General features: G+C 72.8%; 19 protein-coding genes and 1 tRNA gene. 9 read left to right on the forward strand and 11 right to left on the reverse strand.

The features are described 5' to 3' along the window. Positions 1–462 precede the first annotated feature (462 nt). The 3 genes from ACZ6A9_RS21155 to glxA all read left to right on the forward strand — a co-directional run bounded on the left by ACZ6A9_RS21155 (position 463) and on the right by glxA (position 4,978). Positions 463–536, forward strand: a tRNA-Lys gene (locus ACZ6A9_RS21155). Between the two features lie 462 nt (positions 537–998). Further along, the gene (locus ACZ6A9_RS21160; RefSeq protein ID WP_468987605.1) at positions 999–3,041 is read left to right on the forward strand and encodes a glycosyltransferase family 2 protein; all 2,043 of its coding nucleotides are present in this window, start codon (positions 999–1,001) and stop codon (positions 3,039–3,041) included. Continuing rightward, the gene (glxA, locus tag ACZ6A9_RS21165; protein ID WP_468987607.1) at positions 3,038–4,978 is read left to right on the forward strand and encodes a radical copper oxidase GlxA; all 1,941 of its coding nucleotides are present in this window, start codon (positions 3,038–3,040) and stop codon (positions 4,976–4,978) included. Before ACZ6A9_RS21160 ends, glxA begins: the two co-directional genes overlap by 4 nt. A 52-nt stretch (positions 4,979–5,030) precedes the next feature. Here glxA and ACZ6A9_RS21170 read toward each other — a convergent pair whose 3' ends face one another. From ACZ6A9_RS21170 to ACZ6A9_RS21190, 5 genes are all read right to left on the reverse strand, one after another. Then, entirely contained in the window at positions 5,031–6,056 is a 1,026-nt protein-coding gene (locus tag ACZ6A9_RS21170; RefSeq protein WP_468987608.1) for a glycoside hydrolase family 6 protein, read from the reverse strand. Positions 6,057–6,263: 207 nt separating this feature from the next. Then, a complete protein-coding gene (locus tag ACZ6A9_RS21175) occupies positions 6,264–6,884 on the reverse strand; it encodes a sortase family protein (RefSeq protein WP_468987609.1) in 621 nt (206 codons plus the stop codon). Between the two features lie 99 nt (positions 6,885–6,983). Continuing rightward, positions 6,984–7,763, reverse strand: a complete 780-nt coding sequence (locus ACZ6A9_RS21180) for an HAD-IIA family hydrolase (protein ID WP_468987610.1) — start codon at positions 7,761–7,763, stop codon at positions 6,984–6,986. 208 nt (positions 7,764–7,971) lie between these two features. After that, complete coding sequence (locus ACZ6A9_RS21185; protein ID WP_468987611.1) at positions 7,972–10,371, reverse strand: FtsX-like permease family protein; 2,400 nt, start codon at positions 10,369–10,371, stop codon at positions 7,972–7,974. Further along, positions 10,368–11,090, reverse strand: coding sequence for an ABC transporter ATP-binding protein (locus ACZ6A9_RS21190; protein WP_468987613.1), 723 nt, complete (start codon positions 11,088–11,090; stop codon positions 10,368–10,370). The genes ACZ6A9_RS21185 and ACZ6A9_RS21190 overlap by 4 nt, the downstream gene beginning before the upstream one ends. A 212-nt stretch (positions 11,091–11,302) precedes the next feature. Here ACZ6A9_RS21190 and ACZ6A9_RS21195 point away from each other — a divergent pair, with 212 nt between their 5' ends. The 3 genes from ACZ6A9_RS21195 (at position 11,303) to ACZ6A9_RS21205 (ending at position 14,138) form a co-directional block, all read left to right on the forward strand. Continuing rightward, positions 11,303–12,613 (forward strand): sensor histidine kinase, encoded by a 1,311-nt coding sequence (locus ACZ6A9_RS21195; protein WP_468987615.1) that lies wholly within the window; start codon positions 11,303–11,305, stop codon positions 12,611–12,613. Further along, positions 12,610–13,287, forward strand: a complete 678-nt coding sequence (locus tag ACZ6A9_RS21200; protein ID WP_468987616.1) for a response regulator — start codon at positions 12,610–12,612, stop codon at positions 13,285–13,287. The genes ACZ6A9_RS21195 and ACZ6A9_RS21200 overlap by 4 nt, the downstream gene beginning before the upstream one ends. A 158-nt stretch (positions 13,288–13,445) precedes the next feature. Continuing rightward, entirely contained in the window at positions 13,446–14,138 is a 693-nt protein-coding gene (locus tag ACZ6A9_RS21205; RefSeq protein ID WP_468987617.1) for a haloacid dehalogenase type II, read from the forward strand. An 18-nt stretch (positions 14,139–14,156) separates the two neighbouring features. On the opposite strand, the gene ACZ6A9_RS21210 is transcribed toward ACZ6A9_RS21205, so the two are convergent. Both ACZ6A9_RS21210 and ACZ6A9_RS21215 read right to left on the reverse strand, forming a co-directional pair. Then, complete coding sequence (locus tag ACZ6A9_RS21210; protein ID WP_468987618.1) at positions 14,157–14,297, reverse strand: hypothetical protein; 141 nt, start codon at positions 14,295–14,297, stop codon at positions 14,157–14,159. A 387-nt stretch (positions 14,298–14,684) separates the two neighbouring features. Further along, a complete protein-coding gene (locus ACZ6A9_RS21215) occupies positions 14,685–15,797 on the reverse strand; it encodes an ROK family transcriptional regulator (RefSeq protein WP_468987620.1) in 1,113 nt (370 codons plus the stop codon). A 56-nt stretch (positions 15,798–15,853) separates the two neighbouring features. On the opposite strand from ACZ6A9_RS21215, the gene ACZ6A9_RS21220 reads away from it, so the two are divergent. Together ACZ6A9_RS21220 and ACZ6A9_RS21225 are read left to right on the forward strand one after the other, a co-directional pair. Then, entirely contained in the window at positions 15,854–16,921 is a 1,068-nt protein-coding gene (locus tag ACZ6A9_RS21220; RefSeq protein ID WP_468987623.1) for a Gfo/Idh/MocA family protein, read from the forward strand. Beyond that, positions 16,918–17,406, forward strand: a complete 489-nt coding sequence (locus ACZ6A9_RS21225) for a heme-degrading domain-containing protein (protein ID WP_468987624.1) — start codon at positions 16,918–16,920, stop codon at positions 17,404–17,406. Before ACZ6A9_RS21220 ends, ACZ6A9_RS21225 begins: the two co-directional genes overlap by 4 nt. 59 nt (positions 17,407–17,465) lie before the next feature. On the opposite strand, the gene ACZ6A9_RS21230 is transcribed toward ACZ6A9_RS21225, so the two are convergent. The 3 genes from ACZ6A9_RS21230 to ACZ6A9_RS21240 all read right to left on the reverse strand — a co-directional run bounded on the left by ACZ6A9_RS21230 (position 17,466) and on the right by ACZ6A9_RS21240 (position 19,638). Further along, entirely contained in the window at positions 17,466–18,323 is an 858-nt protein-coding gene (locus tag ACZ6A9_RS21230; RefSeq protein ID WP_468987625.1) for a fumarylacetoacetate hydrolase family protein, read from the reverse strand. A gap of 169 nt (positions 18,324–18,492) precedes the next feature. Further along, positions 18,493–19,212 (reverse strand): YidC/Oxa1 family membrane protein insertase, encoded by a 720-nt coding sequence (locus ACZ6A9_RS21235; RefSeq protein ID WP_468987626.1) that lies wholly within the window; start codon positions 19,210–19,212, stop codon positions 18,493–18,495. A gap of 102 nt (positions 19,213–19,314) precedes the next feature. Beyond that, entirely contained in the window at positions 19,315–19,638 is a 324-nt protein-coding gene (locus tag ACZ6A9_RS21240) for a DUF6412 domain-containing protein (RefSeq protein ID WP_468987628.1), read from the reverse strand. 273 nt (positions 19,639–19,911) lie between these two features. On the opposite strand from ACZ6A9_RS21240, the gene ACZ6A9_RS21245 reads away from it, so the two are divergent. After that, positions 19,912–20,925, forward strand: a complete 1,014-nt coding sequence (locus tag ACZ6A9_RS21245; RefSeq protein WP_468987629.1) for an SEC-C metal-binding domain-containing protein — start codon at positions 19,912–19,914, stop codon at positions 20,923–20,925. A gap of 72 nt (positions 20,926–20,997) precedes the next feature. Here the strand turns inward: ACZ6A9_RS21245 and ACZ6A9_RS21250 are convergent, their stop codons facing one another. After that, positions 20,998–21,837, reverse strand: a complete 840-nt coding sequence (locus tag ACZ6A9_RS21250) for an alpha/beta fold hydrolase (RefSeq protein WP_468987819.1) — start codon at positions 21,835–21,837, stop codon at positions 20,998–21,000. Positions 21,838–21,920 lie beyond the last annotated feature (83 nt).

Genomic DNA, 21,920 nt, shown 5'->3' on the forward strand with positions numbered 1-21,920 from the left:
ACACGCCGTGGGGGACCTTCCGTGCGGCCGGCTCGCGGGCCCGCCCGAGGAGGACCACGCGGGTGGCCGCGGGCGCCCGCCCGCCCTGTCCGCCCCGCTCACCTGCGGCGACGTCCGGCCGGGCGGTCCGCCGCGCCGCCGGACGGCCCGGGGAACGGCCGGACCGGGAATGCGGCGGCAGGCGCCGCCGGTGCGCGCGGCCGGGACGGTCACGGCCACGGCCACGGTCACCGGCCGGATCGAATCCCGCGGACACCGGAGACTCCATGCGATTCCCCTCACACTCCCGGCCGGTTCCTCCACGCCTGTGTACGACGGCCAGTCTCGCAACCGGCCACCGCACGCGCATGTTGACGGTCCGAACGATGTACGGGCCCGGGTGACCCGGCGGGCCGCGGGCACCCCGCGGACCGGACGGTCCGGGGCAGCCCCCGGGGTCCTGTAGAGTTACGCCGTCAGCGCGCGCCGCTAGCTCAGTTGGTTAGAGCAGCTGACTCTTAATCAGCGGGTCCGGGGTTCGAGTCCCTGGCGGCGCACCGACATGACGGGCTCCTCGTACACACGGGGGGCCCGTCGGTTTTGGCCGGTTCTCCCCTCGCGCCCGTTGAGCGGAACCCTCTCGCCCCACGTATGGAGCAGTGGGCCCGCCGCTCGCCCAGGAGCGTCACAATGGTCGCGTATGCCCGGTGAACACCGTGTTTCGCACCTTGCGATCATGATGAACACCGGGGACCCTGGTCTCTTCGACGAGCCGCGCAACCGCGGCTGTCGAGGGGGCAGGGAACCGGTTGCCGACGGAGCGGGGCGAGGGGACCCGTTCGGTGGGCGATGCCGAGGGGGGCATCGTGCAACCGGAAGAGCGCTGTGCCGTGTCTATAAGGTGTGGATGACGTGGCGACAGCGGTCAACCACTGACACGTACGTGAAGGTCGAGGGGGACCGGCACGGACGTAAGAAAGCGACGAAACACGCGCGGAGCGCGTGTGGGGGGATGACTCATGACGTCGACGCCGACGGGCGCCCGGAAGGACGACGACCCGTCCGAGACCACCCAGCTCAGGGTGCCTGCGCACAGGACAGGAAACACGGGCGCGTTCCGCCGGATCAAGAAGACGCTGCCGAGATACGACTACGAGCACTACAGCCGGCTCGCGGGTCCCCTCACCCAGCCCGATCCGAACAAGCCCTACAAGGTCCAGTACCGCTCGCTGATCGGCCAGGAGCCGCACCGCATCCGCATCGCGCTGATGCTCATCGCGGCCCCGGTGCTGTCGCTGGTGCTGCTGGTGTGGCTGCTCCAGCCCGCGCACTGGACCGAGCGGGACTACGTGGAGTTCGCGTGGCTGCCGGCCCTCGACATCGTCATGCTCGTCTCGATCGGCCTGATCGAGTTCTTCCGCTGCATGAACGTGCTGTCGAACGCGCACGCCACCCTGGTCGCCCGCGACCCGGTCCCGGTGGTGCCCGAGACCGGCACCCGCGTGGCCTTCCTCACCTCGTTCGTGCCCGGCAAGGAACCGATCGAGATGGTGACGAAGACCCTGGAGGCGGCCGTCAGGATCCGCCACCGGGGCACCATGCACGTCTGGCTGCTCGACGAGGGCGACGACCCCGAGGTGAAGGAGGTCTGCGCCCGGCTCGGCGTGCGCCACTTCTCCCGCAAGGGCGTCGCGAAGTGGAACCAGAAGAAGGGCGCCCACCGCGCCAAGACCAAGCACGGCAACTACAACGCCTGGCTGGACGCGCACGGCGACGACTACGAGTACTTCGCCTCGGTCGACACCGACCACGTCCCGCTGCCGAACTACCTGGAGCGGATGCTCGGCTTCTTCCGCGACCCGGACGTCGGCTTCGTCATCGGCCCGCAGGTCTACGGCAACTACGACAACTTCGTCACCAAGGCCGCCGAGTCCCAGCAGTTCCTCTTCCACGCGCTGATCCAGCGGGCGGGCAACCGCTACGGCTCGCCGATGTTCGTGGGCACCTCCAACGCGGTGCGCATCAAAGCGCTGAAGCAGATCGGCGGTCTGTACGACTCGATCACCGAGGACATGGCGACCGGCTTCGAGATGCACCGCCACAAGAACCCGGCGACGGGGAGGAAGTGGCGCTCGGTCTACACCCCGGACGTGCTCGCCGTCGGTGAGGGCCCCAACGCCTGGACCGACTTCTTCACCCAGCAGATGCGCTGGTCGCGCGGTACGTACGAGACGATCATCGGGCAGTACTGGAAGGGCTTCTACTCGCTCCCGCCGAGCAAGCTCTTCAACTACACGATGATGATCATCTTCTACCCGATGTCGGCCCTCAACTGGATCCTCGCCGCGATCAGCTGCGCGCTGTTCCTGGGCCTGGGCGCCTCGGGTGTGAACATCGACCCCACCATCTGGCTGATGCTCTACGGCAACGCCTCGGCGCTGCAGATCGGCCTCTACATCTGGAACCGCCGCCACAACGTCTCGCCGCACGAGCCGGAGGGCTCCGGCGGTGTGGCCGGCATGGTGATGTCCGCGCTGTCGGCACCGCTCTACGCGAAGGCGCTGATCGACTCCGTCCTGCGCAAGAAGAGCAAGTTCGTGGTCACCCCCAAGGGCGACTCGGCCAGCCCGGACACCTGGTTCGGAACCTTCCGGTACCACTGGTACTTCATTTTGATCTTCGCCGGCTCCATCGCCGCGGGCTTCGTCTACGGACACTCGCACCCGGCGATGGTCATCTGGGCGACCTTCGCCCTGCTCATCACCGCCGCGCCGATGTTCGCCTGGCGCCACGGCATGCGGCAGGACCGGAAGAAGCCCGGTGCCCACGCGGGCGGACGGCAGCCGGACGCCGCCGAGGCGCCCCGGACGCAGGAGCTGCCGCAGGCGCAGCAGCCGTACGCCCCGCACCAGCCGCACGCCCGGCCCAGCTGGGCCGGCTCCCACGGCGCACCGGGCGGATCAGGCGGCCCCGAAGGGCCGCAAGGACCCGGGGGCGCCGCCCCCGGAGACGACCAGACCATGCAAATCGCCCTGGGTGGACTTGGGGGACGTAAGGAATGACTGACCGTGCAGGCCGCCGTCGCGCCCGTCGTCTCGCGATAGGCACGGCGGTGGTACTGGCGCTGGCCGGGATGAACGGGCCGTGGCTGTACCGCGTCGGCACCGAGAAATACCACCAGTACAAGATCAACCAGCCCGAGTACAAGGCCGCGAACGGCAAGTGGGAGATCGTCGAGTTTCCCGAGGAGTACCGGCAGAACACGATCCACGCGGCGCTGCTGCGCACCGGCAAGGTGCTGCTCGTCGCGGGCTCGGGCAACAACCAGGACAACTTCGACGCGAAGCGGTACGACACCCGGATCTGGGACCCGGTCAAGGGGACCATCAAGAAGGTGCCGACGCCCGCCGACCTGTTCTGCACCGGCCACACCCAGCTGGCCAACGGCAACCTGCTCATCGCGGGCGGCACGAAGCGGTACGAGAAGCTCAAGGGTGACGTGAAGAAGGCGGGCGGCCTGATGGTCGTCCACAACGAGAACCCGGACAAGCCGATCACCCTGCCCGCGGGCACCAGGTTCACCGGCAAGGAGAACGGCAAGACCTTCGTCTCGAAGGACCCCGTCCTCGTCCCGCGCGCGACGAAGAACTTCGACGAGGAGACCGGCGCGTTCCTGGGCACCACCCCGGGCTACGGCCGTACCTACGTCGAGGCGGAGAAGAACGGCAACAAGTACGCCACCGGCACGCAGGACAACTACACCGTGAAGGGGCTCTCCGGCGAGGACGCGCAGAACACGTACGGCATCGCCGAGAAGCTCGCCCTGGACAAGAAGGACTTCCAGGGCATCGACGACGCCTTCGAGTTCGACCCGATCGCCGAGAAGTACATCAAGGTCGACCCGATGAAGGAGTCGCGCTGGTACCCGACGCTCACCACCCTGAGCGACGGCAGGATCCTCAGCGTCTCCGGCCTCGACGACATCGGCCAGCTGGTCCCGGGCAAGAACGAGGTCTACGACCCCGAGACCAGGAAGTGGACCTACACCGACGAGGTGCGCCAGTTCCCGACGTACCCGGCGCTGTTCCTGATGCAGAACGGCAAGGTCTTCTACTCGGGTTCGAACGCGGGCTACGGGCCGGACGACGTGGGCCGCGACCCGGGCGTCTGGGACGTGGAGACCAACAAGTTCGAGAAGGTCCCCGGGCTGAGCGACCCGAACATGCTGGAGACCTCCGGCACCGTGCTGCTGCCGCCCGCGCAGGACGAGAAGTACATGGTGATCGGCGGCGGCGGGGTCGGCGAGTCCCGGCTGGCCAGTGAGAAGACGAGGATCGTCGACCTGTTGGCCGACGAGCCGAAGTTCGTCGACGGTCCCTCCCTGGACAAGGGCACCCGTTACCCGCAGGCCTCGATCCTGCCCAACGACGACGTGCTGATCTCCGGCGGCTCGGAGGACTACCGCGGCCGCAGCGACTCGAACATCCTCGAGGCGCGGATCTACGACACGGAGAAGAACGAGATGAAGCGGGTCGCCGACCCGCTGGTGGGCCGCAACTACCACTCGGGGTCCATCCTGCTGCCCGACGGCCGCCTGATGTTCTTCGGCTCCGACTCGCTCTACGCCGACAAGGCCAACACCAAACCGGGCGAGTTCGAGCAGCGCGTCGAGATCTACACCCCGCCGTACCTGTACGGCGAGGAGGCCCAGCCCGAGCTGAAGGACGGTCCAGAGACCATCAAGCGGGGCGGGTCCGGGACGTTCACCTCGAAGGACGCCGCGTCGGTCAAGAGCGTCCGGCTGATCCGGCCGAGCGCCTCGACCCACGTGACCGACGTGGACCAGCGGTCCATCGAGCTGGACTTCACCACCGACGGCGACAAGATCACCGTGACGGTCCCGAAGAACCGGAACCTGGTCCACGCGGGCTGGTACATGCTCTTCGTCAACACCGGCGACGGCACACCCAGCAAGGCCCAGTGGGTGCGGGTCCCCTAGGGTCCGAGAGCCGCCCCGCACCCCCGAGGGGGTGCGGGGCCCTTCTCGTCGTTCAGGAGCCCTTGGCCAGTTCCAGGGCGTAGTCCGCCCACCACTGGCCGGCCTTCGGACCGCCCTTGCACTCGCCGTCCGACTCGCCGGGCCGCTTGACCCACAGGTAGGCGTCGACCAGCGGGTCCGCCGTGTCGACCGTCGGGGTCTCGCCCAGGGCGCGGCCGGGCGGGTTGCACCAGCGTTCCTTCGGGTCGCCCTCGGTGTAGGGGCCGTTGCCGTTGCGGCTGGTGTCGATGACGAACGGCTTGCCGCCCACCTTGGCGGAGAGCCGCTTGCCGTAGGCGATGGAGTCCTCGGTGGTGTAGAAGTTCGACACGTTCACCGAGAAGCCGTCGGCCCGGTCGATGCCGGCCCGCTTGAGCGGGTCGAAGATCTGGTCCGGGTTGCCCCAGCCGGCGTTGCCCGCGTCGAGGTACACCTTGGTGTTCTTCAGGTCCTTGAGCTTGTCGACGGCGCCGCCGAGCAGGTCGTAGCGCTCCTCGTGGTACTGCTGCGGGGTGCAGCCGTCCACCAGGTGCAGCACCGCGTCGGGCTCGAGTATCACCGTCGCCGGACGGTCCCCGATGCCGCGGGCCACGGCGTCGACGAAGTCCCGGTAGGCGTTGCCGTCGGCGGCTCCGCCCCGTGAGTACTGGTCGCAGTCGCGGTGCGGGATGTTGTAGAGGACCAGCAGCGCGGTGCGGTCGGCCTTCTCGGCGCCCTCGGTGTAACCGCGGGCCTGCTCCTCGGGGTTCTCCGGGCTGATCCACTCGCCGACGGGCTGCTCGGCGATCTTTCGGATCTGCTCGGCCTCCGACTTCTTGCCGTCGCCCTGGAGTTCGGCGACCTTGCGGACCGACAGGCCGTCAGGATTGACCCAGTAGGGGTCGGTCTCCTTCGGCTGCTGCGTGACGACCGCGCCGGCCGCCCCGCCTCGGTCGTCCCCGTCGCCGGAGGAACACCCTGTGACCAGCAGCGCCGCCCCCAGCACCGCTGCCGGCGCCCGCCTCCCGGCGAACGCCCCGACCCCCCTGCTGCCGTACATCCAACCCCCTTTGGCTGCACTTGTTCCACGGATTGCGAGCCCCAATCCTGACATACGCCCCGCAGCGCCCACGAGGCCGCGCTCGCCATGTCCGTGAGCTGTGACAACCGGGCGTCCAGGCAGGCAGCCCCCCGCCCCGACGACCGGCCCGCACCTGCGACGATCACGCAACGCGACCGGGAACCCGGCGTCGACCGGCCGTGGTGCTCACGGGCCGGCCGCGGAGGCGAGGACGACGACGGGGCTCGCGCAGCCGCCGGACGTCGGGCCGCCGGCGTTCCCCTCGCAGACGATCAGCCGCAGCCCGTCGCGTCGCGCTCCGGACGGCTGCCGGGCGTCGGTCCCGCTCCGCACTTCCCGGACGGTGAACGCGTCGACGCCGCCGTCCGCGCGGACCACCCGTACGTCCTGCCCGACGGTGATCCGGTCCCCGACACCGGCCGCGCCCGCCAGGAGGGCGAGGCCGTCCGTCCCCGGGGCCACCGCCCCCGGGGTCGCATCGGCCGCGTACCAGGTGACCGCGCCCGCCCGGCCGGCCGGCTCCGGGACGCCCCGTGGGTCCGGCTCTCCGGCGACCACGGGCGCCCGGAGGCCGAGGCCGGGGAGGTCCAGCCGTCGCGGCACCCCGGTGTCCGGCCGCCCCGCCGCCGCCATGTCTCCGGTGGCGGGCCCCGCCGTGCTCCCGGCGGGCACGCCGTCCGCTCCCCCGCCGCCCCACAGCCACATCCCGAGCAGCAGCGCCAGCCAGGCCGCTCCGGCGAACAGCCGCCCCGTACCGGAGGGGAGCCGGTCCCGGCACTCCTCGTCCGCACGGAGCGTGTCACGCACCGAACCCATCGTGAACCTCCAGACACCTGGAGGTTCCCCCGGCGGGCCCGGCCCCGCATTCCCGGGTGCGCACCGCCTGCTCCGAACGGGTGAACGCCGTCAGATCAGGTCGACGAGGTCCGCGATGGAGTCGACGACCTTCGACGGCCGGTACGGGAAGTTCTCCACGTGCTCCGGCCGGGTCAGGCCGGTGAGCACCAGGAACGTCTGCATCCCGGCCTCCATGCCGGCCAGGACGTCGGTGTCCATGCGGTCGCCGATCATCGCGCTGCTCTCGGAGTGGGCCCCTATGGTGTTCAGCCCGGTGCGCATCATCAGCGGGTTCGGCTTGCCCGCGAAGTACGGCTGCTTGCCGGTGGCCTTGGTGATGAGCGCGGCCACCGCGCCGGTCGCCGGGAGGGGGCCCTCGGCGGACGGGCCGGTCTCGTCGGGGTTGGTGCAGATGAAGCGGGCGCCGTCGTTGATGAGCCGGACCGCCTTCGTCATCGCCTCGAACGAGTACGTCCGCGTCTCCCCCAGCACCACGTAGTCGGGCTCGTGGTCGGTGAGGACGTAGCCGATGTCGTGCAGCGCGGTGGTGAGCCCGGCCTCGCCGATGACGTACGCCGACCCGCCCGGACGCTGGTCGTCCAGGAACTGGGCGGTGGCCAGCGCGGACGTCCAGATGTTCTCGATCGGGACGTCAAGACCCATGCGGCGCAGCCGGGCGTGCAGGTCACGCCCGGTGTAGATCGAGTTGTTGGTGAGGACCAGGAAGGGCCGGCCGGACTCGCGCAGCTTCTTGATGAACGCGTCGGCGCCCGGGATCGGTACACCCTCGTGGATCAGCACCCCGTCCATGTCGGTGAGCCACGATTCGATCGGCTTGCGGTCTGCCATCTGCGGGATCTCCTGACGTACGCGGTCCTGCCGTGCGCCCCAGCCTAAACAGACCGAGATCACGGGGGAATGGCCGCCGTGCGTCCCCGCCCCGACGCGCACACCACGAGCACCCTCCCGCTCCCGTCCGCCGCACCCGCCGGCGCCGGGCCGCGCGCCTGCCCCGTCCCCCGCCGGCGCCGGCCGCCCCACGGACCCGGGCCTGCCCCTACTCGGCCCGCAGGGCCGCCACCGTCCGCCCTCCGGCGGCCCGGCCGGCGGGCGACGACGCCCCCAGCACGGCGATGACCGGACCGCCCAGTCCCAGCGCGAGCACCAGCGGCCCGCCGTACACGGCGACGACGGACCCGGGCAGCCGCAGCCCCACGCTCTCCCCCATCGCGGGGACGACGACGCCGTGCAGGGCCACCCCGAGCGGCACCCCCAGCGCACCCGCGACCAGCCCGGTCACGACGACCGGGGTGAGGACCATCGCGACGGTCTGCCGGGGCGTCATGCCGAGCGCCTTGTGGACGCCCATCTCCCGCACCCGCTCCCGGGTGTCGAGGAGCACACCGCCCAGCACCCCGAGCGCGGCGACGGCGACGAGCAGCAGCGTCAGGGTCGCGGACAGCGCGTTGAGGGTGACGGCCATGTCGCCGCCGTTGCCGATCCCGCCGGTCCGTGCGGTGGCTCCCAGCGGGGCCAGTTCCTCGTTCAGCGCGTCGACGTAGCGGGAGACGTCGGTTCCGGGCGTGACGGCGATGTGGTGGCTCGTCTCGGTGGGGTCGGGCCGCGCGGCACCGAGGGTGGCGGCGTCCGTGAAGACCTGCATGCCGTCGTCGCGGGGGTCCAGGACCTCGCCGACGATCCGGACCGCGACCGGTTCGGCCAGTCCGTCCAGGGTGACGGTGTCGCCGACGCGGGTGCCGGTGGCCGTCAGGAAGGGGGTGGGGACCACGGCCTCGCCGGGCTCGTGCACCCACCGTCCGGAGACCATGGTGTAGCCGCCCCAGGAGGCGTCACCGGTGAAGGCGACGACGCCGACGGAGCCGGTCGAGCCGGACACGGTCGCCCGTACCCTCGTGGCGCTGTAGTGCTTCTCCGTCCCGGCGGCGGCGTCGATGGCGGCGGCGACCGCGGCGGGGTCGGCCCCAAGAGGCTTCTCGGACCGCTGCGGGGAGGCAGGATCACGAGGCGCCTTCTCGGCCCGCTGCGGGGAGGCAGGGGCGTGAGGGGCGAAGTCGGGTGGCGGCGGGGGCACCACGACATCGGCGACGTCGTGGGCCCTGGCCTTGGTGACCTCGCCCAGCGAGGCGCCCATCCCCACGGAGAACGTGACGGCGGCGGCGCCGAACAGGACGGCCGCGCCCATGGCGAGTGCGCGGGCGGGCCGCGCGAAGGGCCGGGCCAGCCCCAGGGCGACCGCCCGGGGCAGCGGCAGCCGTCCGGCCAGGCGGGCCGCCCGCCGTCCGCGCCCCGCCGCGGCGGTCCGCCCGACGGCGAGCGCGTCGACCGTACGCAGCCGGCCGGCCCGCCGGGCACCGGCCCACGCGGTCGCCGCCACCAGGCCGAGCATCCCGGTGACGACCGTCAGGTCGACCCACGGGTCGACGGCCAGGGACGAGGTGCCGTACACCTCCGCGGCCTCGGCCAGTACGGGAAGGGCGAGCAGGTGGCCGGCGAGGACACCGAGGGCGGTGCCGGCGCAGGCCGGGACGAGCGCCTGCACCACGTAGGCCCGCACGACCTGCGCGGGAGTGAAACCGACGGCTTTCAGGATGCCGATCCTGCGCGTCCCGGCACCCACGGCGGAGGCGACGACGCTGCTGACGACGATCACCGACATCACCAGTCCGAGCGTGCCGAAGGCGGCGAGGAACGGCACGTAGAGGGCGGTGTCGCGCTCGGCGCCCTCCCGGACGGTGAGCCACGACTGTTCGCCGGCGGCCGCTCCCGGCGGCAGGGACGCCGTCACGGCCTCGCTGCCCGCGGTGATCTGCGCCGGGGTGCGCGCCTCGGTGAAGCGGTAGAGCATCTGGTACCCGCCGCCACCGGGCGCGGTGAGGGCGGGCATCTGGGCCGGCACCACCCAGGCGTCGGCGGTCCGCGTGACCGAGCGGGCCACGCCGACCACCGTCAGTGCCGGACCGCCGGGCAGGCCGTCGAAGGTGATCGTCGTACCGATCACCGGGACGAGTGAGGAGTCGGCGGACAGCACGATCTCGCCCGGGCGCGCGGCCCACCGCCCGTCCAGCACGGCCACCTCGTCGACGTCCCGGCCGGCGTCGCCCCGGCCGGCCACGGTCACCGGCCAGCCGGGGTTGGGCCCGTCCGGGCGCGGGGTGACGGTCGCCGTGCGGAAGGACCCGGCCGCACCGCTCACCCCCGCGGTCTCCCTGGACCTCGACAGGTGACCGGCGTCGACGGCGTCCGCGTCGAACCGCACGGACAGGTGCGCGCCGTGCTGCCGGGTGAAGGCGTCGTCGAAGGGGGCGCCGGACACGGCGAGCAGGGAGGCGCCGAGGACGGAGGCGGCCACCGCCATCATCGTGGCGAGCCCGATCACCAGCGTCTGCACCCGGCGTCGCCCCACTCCCGAGCGCACCACCGTGCCGAGCGTGCTCATCGGACGGCCTCCGGGGCGGCGGCGTCCGGGGCAGCGGCGTCCGAGGGCGCGTCCTCGGTGATCCGGCCGTCGGCGATGCGGACCGTGCGGTGGGTGCAGGACCGGGCCAGAGCCATGTCGTGGGTGACCACGACGACGGTCTGGCCCTCGGCGTTGAGGTCGGCGAGCAGTCTGCCGACGTCCCCTCCGGCGGCCGTGTCCAGGGCCCCGGTCGGCTCGTCGGCCAGGAGCAGCGCGGGCCGGTTCATCAACGCCCGGGCCACCGCGACGCGTTGCCGTTCGCCGCCGGAGAGCCGTGCCGGATGGGCTCGGACGTGACGGGCGATGCCCAGCAGTTCCAGCAGGTGCGCCGCACGGCGGTCCGCCTCGCGGCGGGACACTCCCGCTAGGCGTGCGGGCAGGGCGACGTTGTCGCCGACGGTGAGGTCGTCGAGCAGGTTGAAGAACTGGAAGACCATGCCGATCCTCGACCGCCGGTAGAGCGCGGAGCGCGCTTCGCCCAGCCGGTCCACCCGCACCCCGTCCACGGTGACGGTCCCCGCGTCGGGCCGGTCCAGGCCGGCGATCAGGTTGAGCAGGGTGGACTTGCCGCTGCCCGAGGGGCCCACGATCGCGACGGCCTCACCGGGCCGCACGGTCAGCGACACCTCGTGCAGGGCGGGCGGGCCGTCGTCGTAGCGGCGGCTCACCCCGCTCAGTTCGATCACGGGCGTGGGCATCACGGGCTCCTCGGGCCGGGGGCGGTCGACCCCGGGAACGCTAGGGACGGGGCCCGGCCGCGCGCGTCGGCCGCCCGGACGCTTCGCGCTACCGCGCCGGGAGGAGCACCGGAATCGTCATCCCTGCGATGTAGGCGGATGGTGTAGGCGGGACGGCGGGAACGACCGCCGGGACGGATCCGGCGGCGCCGCGCGGCGTCGACAATGAACGGGTGACGGACGGACGTACGACGCCGGAGCGGTTGGGGGAAGCCGCCCGCCGGGCGGTCCGCGACTTCGGGCGGCCGAGTGGCCCCCCGCCGCGGCCCGGCCGGCGCGCGCGGCTGTTCGACGCGACGGTGGCGCTGGCCCTGGGCACCGCCACCGTCTACTACGGCATCGACAACGTCGACAACGTGGTGGTGCGGGTGGTCGCCCCCGGTGTGGAGGTCCTCGTACCGCGCCCGTCCGGGCCGGCCGGCCTGGCGCTCATGGTGACGCTCGCGTCGATCGCCTCGGCCGCCCTGGTGCTGCGCAGGCGCTACCCGCTCGCCGTGCTCTGCGTCGTGACGGCCGCGACCCTGGCGACCCCGCAGAGTGTGCTGCGGCTGACCTTCTACGCGTTCGTCATCGCCGTCTACAGCGCCGCCGTGTACAGCCCGTACCGGGTGGCGACCCTGGCGGCGCTGCCGGTGTCGGTCCTCCTGGTCGGCACCGCGGGGAACTCGTTGACACCGATCGTCCCCAACCAGTACATCGCCCTGTTGATCCTGGCCCCGATGGCCGTGGCCGCCGTCGGCCTGCGGACGTGGAAGCTCCGCAGCGACGAGGGCCGCGCCCGGCTCTCGGCGCTGGAACGCGAACAGGCCGAGGCGCTGCGCCGGGCCGTCGAGCACGAGCGGGCCAGGATCGCCCGCGAACTGCACGACGTGGTCACGCACAACGTCAGCGTGATGATCATCCAGGCGGGTGCGGCCCGCAAGATCATGGAGACCTCCCCCGCGCTGGCCGGTGAGGCGCTGCTCGCGGTCGAGGCGGGCGGACGGGCCGCCATGACCGAGCTGCGCCACGTCATGGGCCTGCTCACCATGGCCGACGAGGGGGAGGAGTCGGGCCGGGGCGCGGACGGTCTGTCCCCCGCGGCGGCGGACCTCGCCCCGCAGCCCGGCCTGGACCAGTTGGAAACGCTGGTGGGACGGGTCCGGGCCGCCGGGCTGCCCGTCGGCCTGACGGTGGCCGGACCGCCCCGCCCGCTCCCGCCGGGCCTCGAACTCGCCGCCTACCGCGTGGTGCAGGAGGCGCTGACCAACACGGTGAAGCACGCGTCCGGCGCCACCGCCGCCGTGACCGTCGAGTACGGCCCTGAGCAGCTGCGCGTGGAGGTCACCGACACCGGCGGGCGGCCGGGCGCCGGCCCGGGAAGCGGCAGGGGGCTGATCGGCCTGCGCGAACGCCTCGCCGTCTACGACGGAACCCTGACCGCCTGCCCGCGCCTGACCGGCGGCTACCGTGTGGAGGCCCTGATCCCCTTAGAGACACCGTGACCGAGCCGCTGCGGGTGCTCCTCGCCGACGACCAGACCCTGGTCCGTACCGGATTCCGGCTGATCCTCGGCGCCGACGGCATCGAGGTCGTCGCGGAGGCGACCAACGGGGCCGAGGCGGTCGACGCGGTCCGCCGCACGCGTCCCGACGTGGTCCTGATGGACGTGCGGATGCCCGAGATGGACGGCCTGGAGGCCACCCGCCGCATCCTCACCGACGCCACCGACCCGCCCCGCGTCGTCATCCTGACCACCTTCGACCTCGATCAGTACGTCTACGCGGCGCTGTCCGCCGGTGCCAGCGGCTTCCTCCTGAAGGACGTCACCCCCGAGCACCTGACCGCGGCCGTCCGCACGGTGCGCACCGGCGACGCCCTCCTCGCGCCCGCCATCACCCGCCGCCTCGTGCAGCGGTTCACCCGGCGCGGGAGCGACACCGGCTCCCTCCACCGCGACCTCGCCTCCCTGACCCCGCGCGAGGCGGAGGTCCTCGGCCTGCTGGCACGGGGGCTGAGCAACGCCGAACTGGCCGCCCGCCTCCACCTCGCCGAGACGACCGTCAAGACGCACGTCGCCCGCATCCTGTCCAAGCTCGGCCTCCGCGACCGCGTCCAGGCCGTCATCGTCGCCTACGAGACGGGCCTGATCAGCGTCGGCGACCACACCCCGACCTGACCCGCCCGCACGGGACGGGACGGGACCGCGGTACCCACCGGATCAGGGCTGGGCCGCGGCTGACGCATGTGACAACGTCGCCGTGGTGACCGGCAACGAGGCCGACGCCGGGAGCGCCACCCGCTGAGCCGACGGCCTGAACGCGAACAGGAGAACACATGTCCGAGATCCCCGGTATCGAAGTGGTCGTCCTCGACGTCCTCGGCACACTGGTCGACGAACCCGGCGGCTTACGGGCGGCGATCCGCGACGCGGTGTCCGCGTCCGACGACGCGTCCGTCGACGACCTGCTCGACGTGTGGCAGCGGCACGTCGAAACCGAGCAGCAACGCATCGGGCGGGGGCAGCGCGCGTACGCCAGTACCGAGGTCATCGACGCGGAGGCTGCCCGACGGGTGGCCGACCGGGCCGGACTCGCCGATCCGGCGGCCATCGCGCGGCTGGCCACGGCGGGTCAGCGGCTGCCTCCCTGGCACGACTCCGTCGCCGGTCTCGCGCGGCTCGCGGAGCGGTTCCCCGTGTTCGGGCTCTCCAACGCCGGCCGTACCGCTCTGCCGCGACTCAACGCACATGCCGGGCTGCGCTGGCACCAGGCCCTGTCCGCCGAGACGGTCCGGGCCTACAAACCGGCACCGGAGGTCTACCGGCTCGCCGTCGACACCGCCGGGTGCCCGCCGGAACGCGTGCTCATGGTGGCCGCCCACGCCTGGGACCTGCGCGGAGCGCGGGCGACGGGCATGCGGGCCGCCCACGTCCGGCGGCCGGTCGGGGATCCGCCGCTCGTCTCCGACGACTTCGACGGGCGGTTCGGCGGACTGGACGCACTGGTCACCGCGCTGACCGCGAAGTAGCCCGGTGCGGTCCGTTCCTCACTCCTCGTCGCGGTGGGTGAGGCGGCCGTCGGTGAGCCGCCAGTAGTGCTGGTGGTCGGTCAACCGCCAGGTCTCGTCGGCGGCGATCGCCCGCGTGAACCAAGCGTGGAGTTGCGGGAGGGCCCGGTCCCGGAGCACGGCGCGGGTGGGGCACGGCCGGTGGCGTCGACCGGGTGGACGTCGATGCGGAAGCCGACCATGTCGGGGTGGACGCCACGGCCGTAGTTGCGGGGGTTCGGGGCGACCCATGCCGCTCCCAGGACGAGGGTCCCGCTGTCGTGCCCCGTGAGGAACCGCAGGTCCGTGACGCGGCTCATGTGCGGGCCGAGACACTCGGTGATGTCGGTGGTGGTCAGGGGCCATGCACGGTGCCGGGGCAGTCTTCGTCTTCGTGCGGACATGGCAAGGAGGATGACAGGAGGTCACCGTCGGCTCGCGGGTCCGTGTCCGTTCGGCGGCCTGCCGCGGCAGCGTCCGTGCGCGGTGCGTGGCGGAGCCGCTGCGCGCCCCCGCCCGCGGGGTTCCTCACGCGTCCCCCCGCCCGAACACCGGCGCCAGCACCAGCTGCGCCGCCCCCTCCGCCACCCCGAACGTGCCCCCGCCCGCGAGCCGCACCGGCACCGCCGTGTCGCCCGTCCGCTGCGCGCGAGCGTCCAGCACGGCCCGCACGCCCCGCACGAACGCCTCCCCGTCCGCCTCCAGGGTGCGCCCGCCCAGCAGGACCCGGTCGATGTCCAGCAGCCCCACGAGGTTCGCCGCCCCGGCGCCCAGCACGCGCGCCGCCTCCCCCACCTCACCGCGCGCCACCGCGCCCAGGCAGAGCGCCTCCACGCACCCCCGGTCGCCGCAGCCGCACGGCGGCCCGTCGAGCTGCACCACCTGGTGCCCGAACTCCCCCGCCGCCGTGCGCGGCCCCCGGTGCACGCTCCCCCCGATGACGAGGCCCGCCCCCAGCCCCGTCCCGAGGTGCAGGTAGGCGAAGGAGCCGCCCTCGCCGGCCACCGCCAGGCCCAGCGCCGCCGCGTTGGTGTCCTTGTCGACGACCACCGGCACCCCCAGCCGTTCCGCCAGCGCGTCCCGCAGCGGGAAGCCGTCCCACTCGGGGAAGCCCGTCACCCGGTGCAGCACACCCCGCCGGTGGTCCAGCGGCCCGGGCAGCGCGACCCCGGCCCCCAGCAGCGACCGTCCCCCGGCTCCCTCCGCGCTCAGCGCCTCCACCACGCCGGCCACTCCGGCCAGGACGGCCTCCGCCCCCGCGCCCAGATCCAGCGGCGCCCTCCGCCGGGCCACCACCGCCCCGTCGAGGTCGACCAGCACCGCCCGCGTCTCGTCCCGGTCCAGGTGTACGCCCACCGCGTGTCCCGCCTCCGGCACCAGGCGCAGCACGGTGCGCGGCTTGCCGCCCGTGGACGCCCGGCGCCCCGCGTCCGCCACGAGGCCCTCCTCCCGCAGCCGGGCCGTGATCTTGCTGACGGCCTGCGGGGTGAGCCCCGTCCGCTCGGCGAGCTCCAGCCGGCTGATGCCGGCCGCTCCGGCGGTCCGCAGCAGGTCCAGCACGAGTGCGGTGTTGTGGCTGCGCAGGGCGAGCAGGTTCGCCCCCAGCTGCCCCCCGCCGCTGTCCTCGTTCGTCCTCTTCACCGCCCCATTCTCCCCACCGCTTGCACTTTGGCAACAGCGTTGCGAAAGTAGCGTCCATGACTGGCACTCCCCTCCGCGTCGGCCTCGTCGGCTACGGCCTCGCGGGCTCCGTGTTCCACGCCCCGCTGATCGCCGCGACCGAGGGCCTCGCGCTCGACACGGTCGTCACCTCGAACCCCGGGCGGCAGCAGCAGGCACGCGCCGCCTTCCCTGACGCACGCGTCGCCGCGACCCCGGACGAGCTGTTCGCCCGCGCCGCCGAACTGGACCTGATCGTCGTCGCGTCCCCGAACAGGACGCACGTCCCGCTCGCCCGGACCGCTCTGGAGGCGGGCCTGCCGGTCGTCGTCGACAAGCCGATCGCCGGCACGGCGGCCGAGGCGCGCGAGCTGGCGGCGCTCGCCGAGGAGCGCGGCCTGCTCCTCTCCGTCTTCCAGAACCGCCGCTGGGACAACGACTTCCTCACTCTGCGCCGGCTGATCGACGAGGGCGAACTCGGCGACGTGTACCGCTTCGAGTCCCGCTTCGAGCGCTGGCGCCCGCAGCTCAAGGGCGGCTGGCGGGAGTCCGGCGACCCCGCAGAGATCGGAGGTCTGCTCTACGACCTCGGCAGTCACGTCGTCGACCAGGCGCTGGTCCTCTTCGGCCCGGTGACCTCCGTGTACGCCGAGACGGACATCCGCCGCGACGGGGCGCTCACCGACGACGACACCTTCATCGCGCTCACGCACGCGAGCGGCGTCCGCTCCCACCTGTACGTCTCCGCGACGACGGCGCAGCTCGGCCCGCGCTTCCGCGTCCTCGGCTCGAAGTCCGGCTACGTCAAGCACGGTCTCGACCCGCAGGAGGCAGCCTTGCGCGACGGCCTGCGCCCCGGCACCGGCTGGGGCCTGGAGCCGGAGGAGCTGTGGGGCCGCATCGGCGCCGGCGAGTCCCCGGTGACCGGCGGCGGGCACCCCGTGCCGACCCTCCCGGGCGACTACCCCGCCTACTACGCGGCCGTGGCGGGGGCCCTGCGGTCCGGCGGCCCCAACCCGGTGACCGCGCTGGAGGCGGCGGCCGCCCTGGACGTACTGGAAGCGGCCCGCCGCTCCGCGAACGAGAAGGTGACGGTGACCCTGTGACGACCCCGGACGCGACCCCGACCGTGGAGGAGCTGGAGGCGCAGGAACGCCGCCTGGTCTTCGCGCACTTCACCCACGACGACGCCTGGGCCCTCGGTTCCCTGCTGGTGGAGATGGCACGCGGGCGCCGGGCCCCCGTCGCCATCGACATCCACCGCGCCGGCCAGCAGCTCTTCCACGCCGCTCTGCCGGGTTCCGCCCCCGACAACGACGCCTGGATCGCCCGCAAGCGCCGGGTCGTCGAGCGCTACGGCTCCGCCTCCTACCTGGTCGGCGCCCGCCACCGCGCCAAGGGCACGACCTTCGAGGCCTCCTCCCGCCTCGACCCCGACACGTACGCGGCCCACGGGGGTTCCTTCCCCATCACCGTCCAGGGCGCAGGCGTCATCGGCGCGGTGACGGTCTCCGGCCTCCCCCAACTGGAGGACCACAACCTGGTGGTGGAGGCCCTGGGCCACTTCCTGACCAACGCTCAGGCCACGTAGGGGCGCGGGGAACTGCGCGAAGGGGCGGCGGGGGCGAAACCCAAACCCCCGCCCACCCCCTACGCGTCCGCGAGCACCTGCCGCTGCCGCCCCAGCCCCCCGATCTCCAGCTCCACCACGTCCCCCGCCCGCAGATACGGCTTCGGCTCCGGCCGCCCCATCGCCACCCCCGCCGGCGTCCCGGTGTTGATGACGTCACCGGGATACAGCGTCATGAACCGGCTGACGTACCGCACGACCTCCCCCACCGGGAAGATCTGCTCGGCCGTCGTCCCGTCCTGCTTCAACTCCCCGTTCACCCACAGCCGCAGCGGCAGGTCCTGCGGGTCGGCCACCTCGTCCGCCGTCACCAGCCACGGCCCCAGCGGATTGAACGTCTCGCAGTTCTTCCCCTTGTCCCAGGTCCCGCCCCGCTCGATCTGGAACTCCCGCTCGGACACGTCGTGCGCGACGGCGTACCCGGCGACGTGCGCGAGCCCTTCCTCCGCCGACTCCAGGTACCGCGCCGTACGCCCGATGACGACGGCGAGTTCGACCTCCCAGTCGGTCTTGACCGACCCGCGCGGCACCAGCACCGTGTCCTCGGGCCCGACGACCGTGTCCGCCGCCTTGAAGAAGATCACCGGCTCGGAGGGCGGCTCGGCGCCCGTCTCGCGGGCGTGGTCGTGGTAGTTCAGCCCGATGCACACGATCTTCCCGATCCGTGCCACCGGCGGCCCGGTCCGCAGCCCCGCCCCGTCCAGTGCGGGCAGTTCACCGCTGTCGGCGGCGGCCCTGATCCGGCCGAGCGCCGCCTCGTCGGCGAGCAGCGCCCCGTCGATGTCGGCGACGAGGCCCGACAGGTCGCGCAGGGTGCCCTCGGCGTCGAGCAGCGCGGGCCGTTCGTCTCCCGCCGGCCCGACTCGCAGCAACTTCATGATCATGTCTCCCTCGATGGCGGGCCCGCCGATGGGCACGGCCCGGACGCGGTGGAGCGCAGCCATCGGAGGACTGGTCGATCCTCCGAGTCGGCGCTCCACTCCGCAAGACCCCGTTCACGTACTGGACCGCGGCGGACCGCCGGCCGCGCATCCGCCGCCCCCACGCTCACCGGTACAGCACGGACCGCTCCACCACGCTCCACGTCGTGCTCGTCACCATGTACAGGGCGGCCGCCAGCGGCATGACGGCGACGGTGACGAGGGTGAAGAAGGACATGAACGGCATGACCTTGGTGACGGCGGCCAGTCCCGGCACCTGCTGTGCGTCACCGGCACCGGAGGCCAGGGCGGTCTGCGCCTCCGTCATCCGCCGGGACAGCCGGTAGCCGAACCAGGCGACCACCGTGACGACCGCGAACAGCCCCACGTACACGAGCCCGGCCCCGCCGAACATCCCGCCGTCGCCGAGCGCGTCCGCCCACCGTCCGCCGAGCGGCGCGTCGAACAGCCGGTGGCCGAGGAGTTCGTTGGCCCGCCCGCCGATCGTCTCGCTGGAGAACAGGTGGTACAGCAGGAAGAACGCGGGCAGCTGGAACAGGCTCGGCAGGCATCCGGACAGCGGCGACACCTTCTCCTGGCTGTGCAGCTCCAGCACGGCCCGCTGGAGCTTCTCGGGGTTGCGCGCGTGCTTGCGGCGCAGTTCGGCGATGCGCGGCTGGAGCGCGGCCCGGGCCTTCTGACCGCGTGCGGCGGCCCGGGACAGGGGGTGGACGAGGAGGCGTACGAGCGCGGTGAACAGGACGATCGCGGCGGCCGCGGCGAAGGCGCCGAACAGCGGCTGGAGCAGGTCGGCCAGGTGCTCGACCAGGCTGGCGAAGACGGACATGGGTGAGCCCTCCGAGGGGTCTCGTCGTGCCGGGAACGGGGAAACGGCGGCATGACGACCCGCGGCAGGGCGCGGTGCAGGAAGTACCGGGGAGAAAGTGCCCTACGCGGCGGTCGCCAGGAGGGCCCCTCCGGGCGCCCGGGGCCGGGTGCGCCCCCGGGCGTCGGGGTCGCGCTGGGGCAGGAAGGCGGTACGCCGGTCACGGTCGCGCAGTGCCGTACGGACCCGGGTGGGCGGCACGGCGGGCGCGCAGCGCGCGGCGATGACGGAGCAGACGGTGAGGGCGGCGCCGGCCGCGGCGGTCGCGGCGAACGCGACGTCGACGACGGAGAGGCCACCGGCGGCGGGCAGCAGGACGAGGAAGAGCGGGAGCAGCGCAAGGAGCACGGTGAAGGCGGAACGCACGGTCACCCGATGCCGTCTCACGCGCCGTCCTCCTTCCCTCGTCCCGTCACAACGGGCTGTCCCGCGCCGTAGCGGTCCACCGGCTCGTACCGTCCCGCCGGTCGCACCGGGTCGAGCCCCGGTCCCCGCACCTGCCACAACGCCCGGGACGGCCTCCACGGTTCCACCTCACCGGAAATCGCCCTCACGCCCCCGGCACCCCGGCACCCCGGCCACCGGCCCCGGCCACCCGGAACGGCGCTCCACCCCCTGCGCCCTCACCTTCTGTCACCCGTCGGCAGTACGGTGTCCCCCATGCGCCCCGACACGCCTGCCGAAAACGTCGACCACACCGCTGAAGCCGCCCGCCTGGAGCGGACCGCCGACCTCTACCCCGAGGACGCCGAGGCCCTGCTGCTGCGGGCCGCCGCCCACCGTGAACTCTCCGGCGACCGCCCCGCCGCGACCACCCTCTACGACCGCCTCCTCGCGTCGGACGCGGCCCTGGACCAGCCGTTCCTGGTCCGCGCCCTGAAGGCCTCGAACCTCTGGGAGTACGGCCACGAGGCCGAGGCCCGCGCGATCATCACCGGCATCCGTGCGGCCGCCCCGCGCGACCCCGCCCCCTGGGTGATCGTCGCGGAGTCCCTGGAGGCGCACGACGAGCTGGAGCAGGCTCACGAGACGTACACGCAGGCGGTACTCCTCCTGCTGACCGGAGTGTCACAGCCCCCGCGGGCCGCCCATCCCCTCCTCTTCGGCCGCCACCGGGTGCGCAGGATGCTCGGCGCGGCGCACGACGACTGGGACGCCCTGGCGGACACCGTCCACACCCTCCCGGTCACCCTGGACGAGCTCCACGACCCCAAGCGCGTGTGGTCCCTGGGGTCGGAGAACCCGGCGGAGCTGGAGGCGGAGATCCTGCGCCTGCGCGCGGAGGTGGGCGCGTTCCGCGAGGCGATGTCCCGCCCGTTCCCGGTCGCGGTCCTGCACTGGCCGGCGGCGGAACTGACGGAGCTGACGGAGGCGTACCCGGCCCTGACCGAGGAGTACCCCTCCTACGAGGCCCACCTGGCGTCGATAGAGGCGGACCTGCGCGAACTCGCCGCCTCCGGCACCGGCAACCTCGGCATCGTGACGGGCACCGTCCCGTCGTACGAGGCCTTCGCGGCCTCCGAGCTCACCTCCCCCGACGACCCGGCCCTCCTCCCCCAGTACGCGACCACGCTGGCGGCCCGGGGCCGGGCGACGGCCTGGCCGCCGGAGCGGGCGGCGGCGTGCTGGTGCGGCTCGGGCCGGACCTACGGCGACTGCCACGGCGCCGCCTGAGCACCCGGCGGACGGTGCGCCCGCCCGCCGGCACCGGCGAACGGGCGCACCCCCTGCCCCTGACCCGGTCGGCTACGGCTGCTTGGCCAGGAAGGCGAGCAGGGCGTCGGTGACCTCCTGGGCGTGGGTCCACAGCAGGCCGTGCGGCGCACCGTCGACGACGACGTACTCGGCCCCCGGCAGCGCCTGGTGGAACGGCTCACCGGTGGCCTCGATCGGCAGGATCCGGTCGGCGGTGCCGTGCAGGATCAGCGCCGGCACGTCGATCTTGCCGAGGTCGCCGCGGAAGTCGGTGGTCCAGGTCGCCACGCAGGCCCGCGAGGCGTACCAGGAGGATCCGGCGGCGACGTTCCAGCTGTTGCGCAGGGCGTCCTCGCTGATGCGGGTGCCGAGGTTCTCGTCCAGGTTGTAGAAGTCCTGGAAGAAGGCGCTGAAGTAGGCGTAGCGGTCCTCGGTGACGGCCTGCTCGATGCCCTCGAAGACGCTCCCGTCGACACCGGTGGGGTTGTCGTCGGTCTTGAGCAGGAAGGGTTCCAGGGAGGCGAGGAACGCGGCCTTCGCGACCCGCCCGGACCCGTACGTGCCCAGGTACCGGCCGACTTCACCGGTCCCCATGGAGAACCCGACGAGGACGGCGTCCCGCAGGTCGAGCGTCTCCAGGACCGTGTTCAGGTCGGCGGCGAAGGTGTCGTAGTCGTAGCCGGTGGTCGGCTGACCGGACCGGCCGAACCCGCGCCGGTCGTAGGTGATGACCCGGTACCCGGACTCCAGCAGGGCCGCGGCCTGCTTCTCCCAGGAGTGCCCGTCGAGCGGGTACCCGTGGATCAGCACGACCGGCTGCCCACTGCCGTGGTCCTCGTAGTAGAGGTCGATGGGGGCCGAGTTCTCCTGGCCGACGGTGATGAACGGCATGGTGGTTGCTGCCTTCCGCAAGGGGTCGGTGTCGAGCACTGGATAGAACCTAACGCGCAATCAAGTTGCGCACAACTAGATTG

It is taken from the genome of Streptomyces sp. NPDC041124 (assembly GCF_055592385.1).

What these genes read in the sequence shown, in the direction of transcription:
- ACZ6A9_RS21160 (WP_468987605.1), top strand. Translation starts at nt 999, where the DNA reads ATGACGTCGACGCCGACGGGCGCCCGGAAGGACGACGACCCGTCCGAG.
- glxA (WP_468987607.1), top strand. Translation starts at nt 3,038, where the DNA reads ATGACTGACCGTGCAGGCCGCCGTCGCGCCCGTCGTCTCGCGATAGGC.
- ACZ6A9_RS21170 (WP_468987608.1), bottom strand. Translation starts at nt 6,056, where the DNA reads ATGTACGGCAGCAGGGGGGTCGGGGCGTTCGCCGGGAGGCGGGCGCCG.
- ACZ6A9_RS21180 (WP_468987610.1), bottom strand. Translation starts at nt 7,763, where the DNA reads ATGGCAGACCGCAAGCCGATCGAATCGTGGCTCACCGACATGGACGGG.
- ACZ6A9_RS21185 (WP_468987611.1), bottom strand. Translation starts at nt 10,371, where the DNA reads ATGAGCACGCTCGGCACGGTGGTGCGCTCGGGAGTGGGGCGACGCCGG.
- ACZ6A9_RS21190 (WP_468987613.1), bottom strand. Translation starts at nt 11,090, where the DNA reads ATGCCCACGCCCGTGATCGAACTGAGCGGGGTGAGCCGCCGCTACGAC.
- ACZ6A9_RS21205 (WP_468987617.1), top strand. Translation starts at nt 13,446, where the DNA reads ATGTCCGAGATCCCCGGTATCGAAGTGGTCGTCCTCGACGTCCTCGGC.
- ACZ6A9_RS21220 (WP_468987623.1), top strand. Translation starts at nt 15,854, where the DNA reads ATGACTGGCACTCCCCTCCGCGTCGGCCTCGTCGGCTACGGCCTCGCG.
- ACZ6A9_RS21230 (WP_468987625.1), bottom strand. Translation starts at nt 18,323, where the DNA reads ATGAAGTTGCTGCGAGTCGGGCCGGCGGGAGACGAACGGCCCGCGCTG.
- ACZ6A9_RS21235 (WP_468987626.1), bottom strand. Translation starts at nt 19,212, where the DNA reads ATGTCCGTCTTCGCCAGCCTGGTCGAGCACCTGGCCGACCTGCTCCAG.
- ACZ6A9_RS21245 (WP_468987629.1), top strand. Translation starts at nt 19,912, where the DNA reads ATGCGCCCCGACACGCCTGCCGAAAACGTCGACCACACCGCTGAAGCC.
- ACZ6A9_RS21250 (WP_468987819.1), bottom strand. Translation starts at nt 21,837, where the DNA reads ATGCCGTTCATCACCGTCGGCCAGGAGAACTCGGCCCCCATCGACCTC.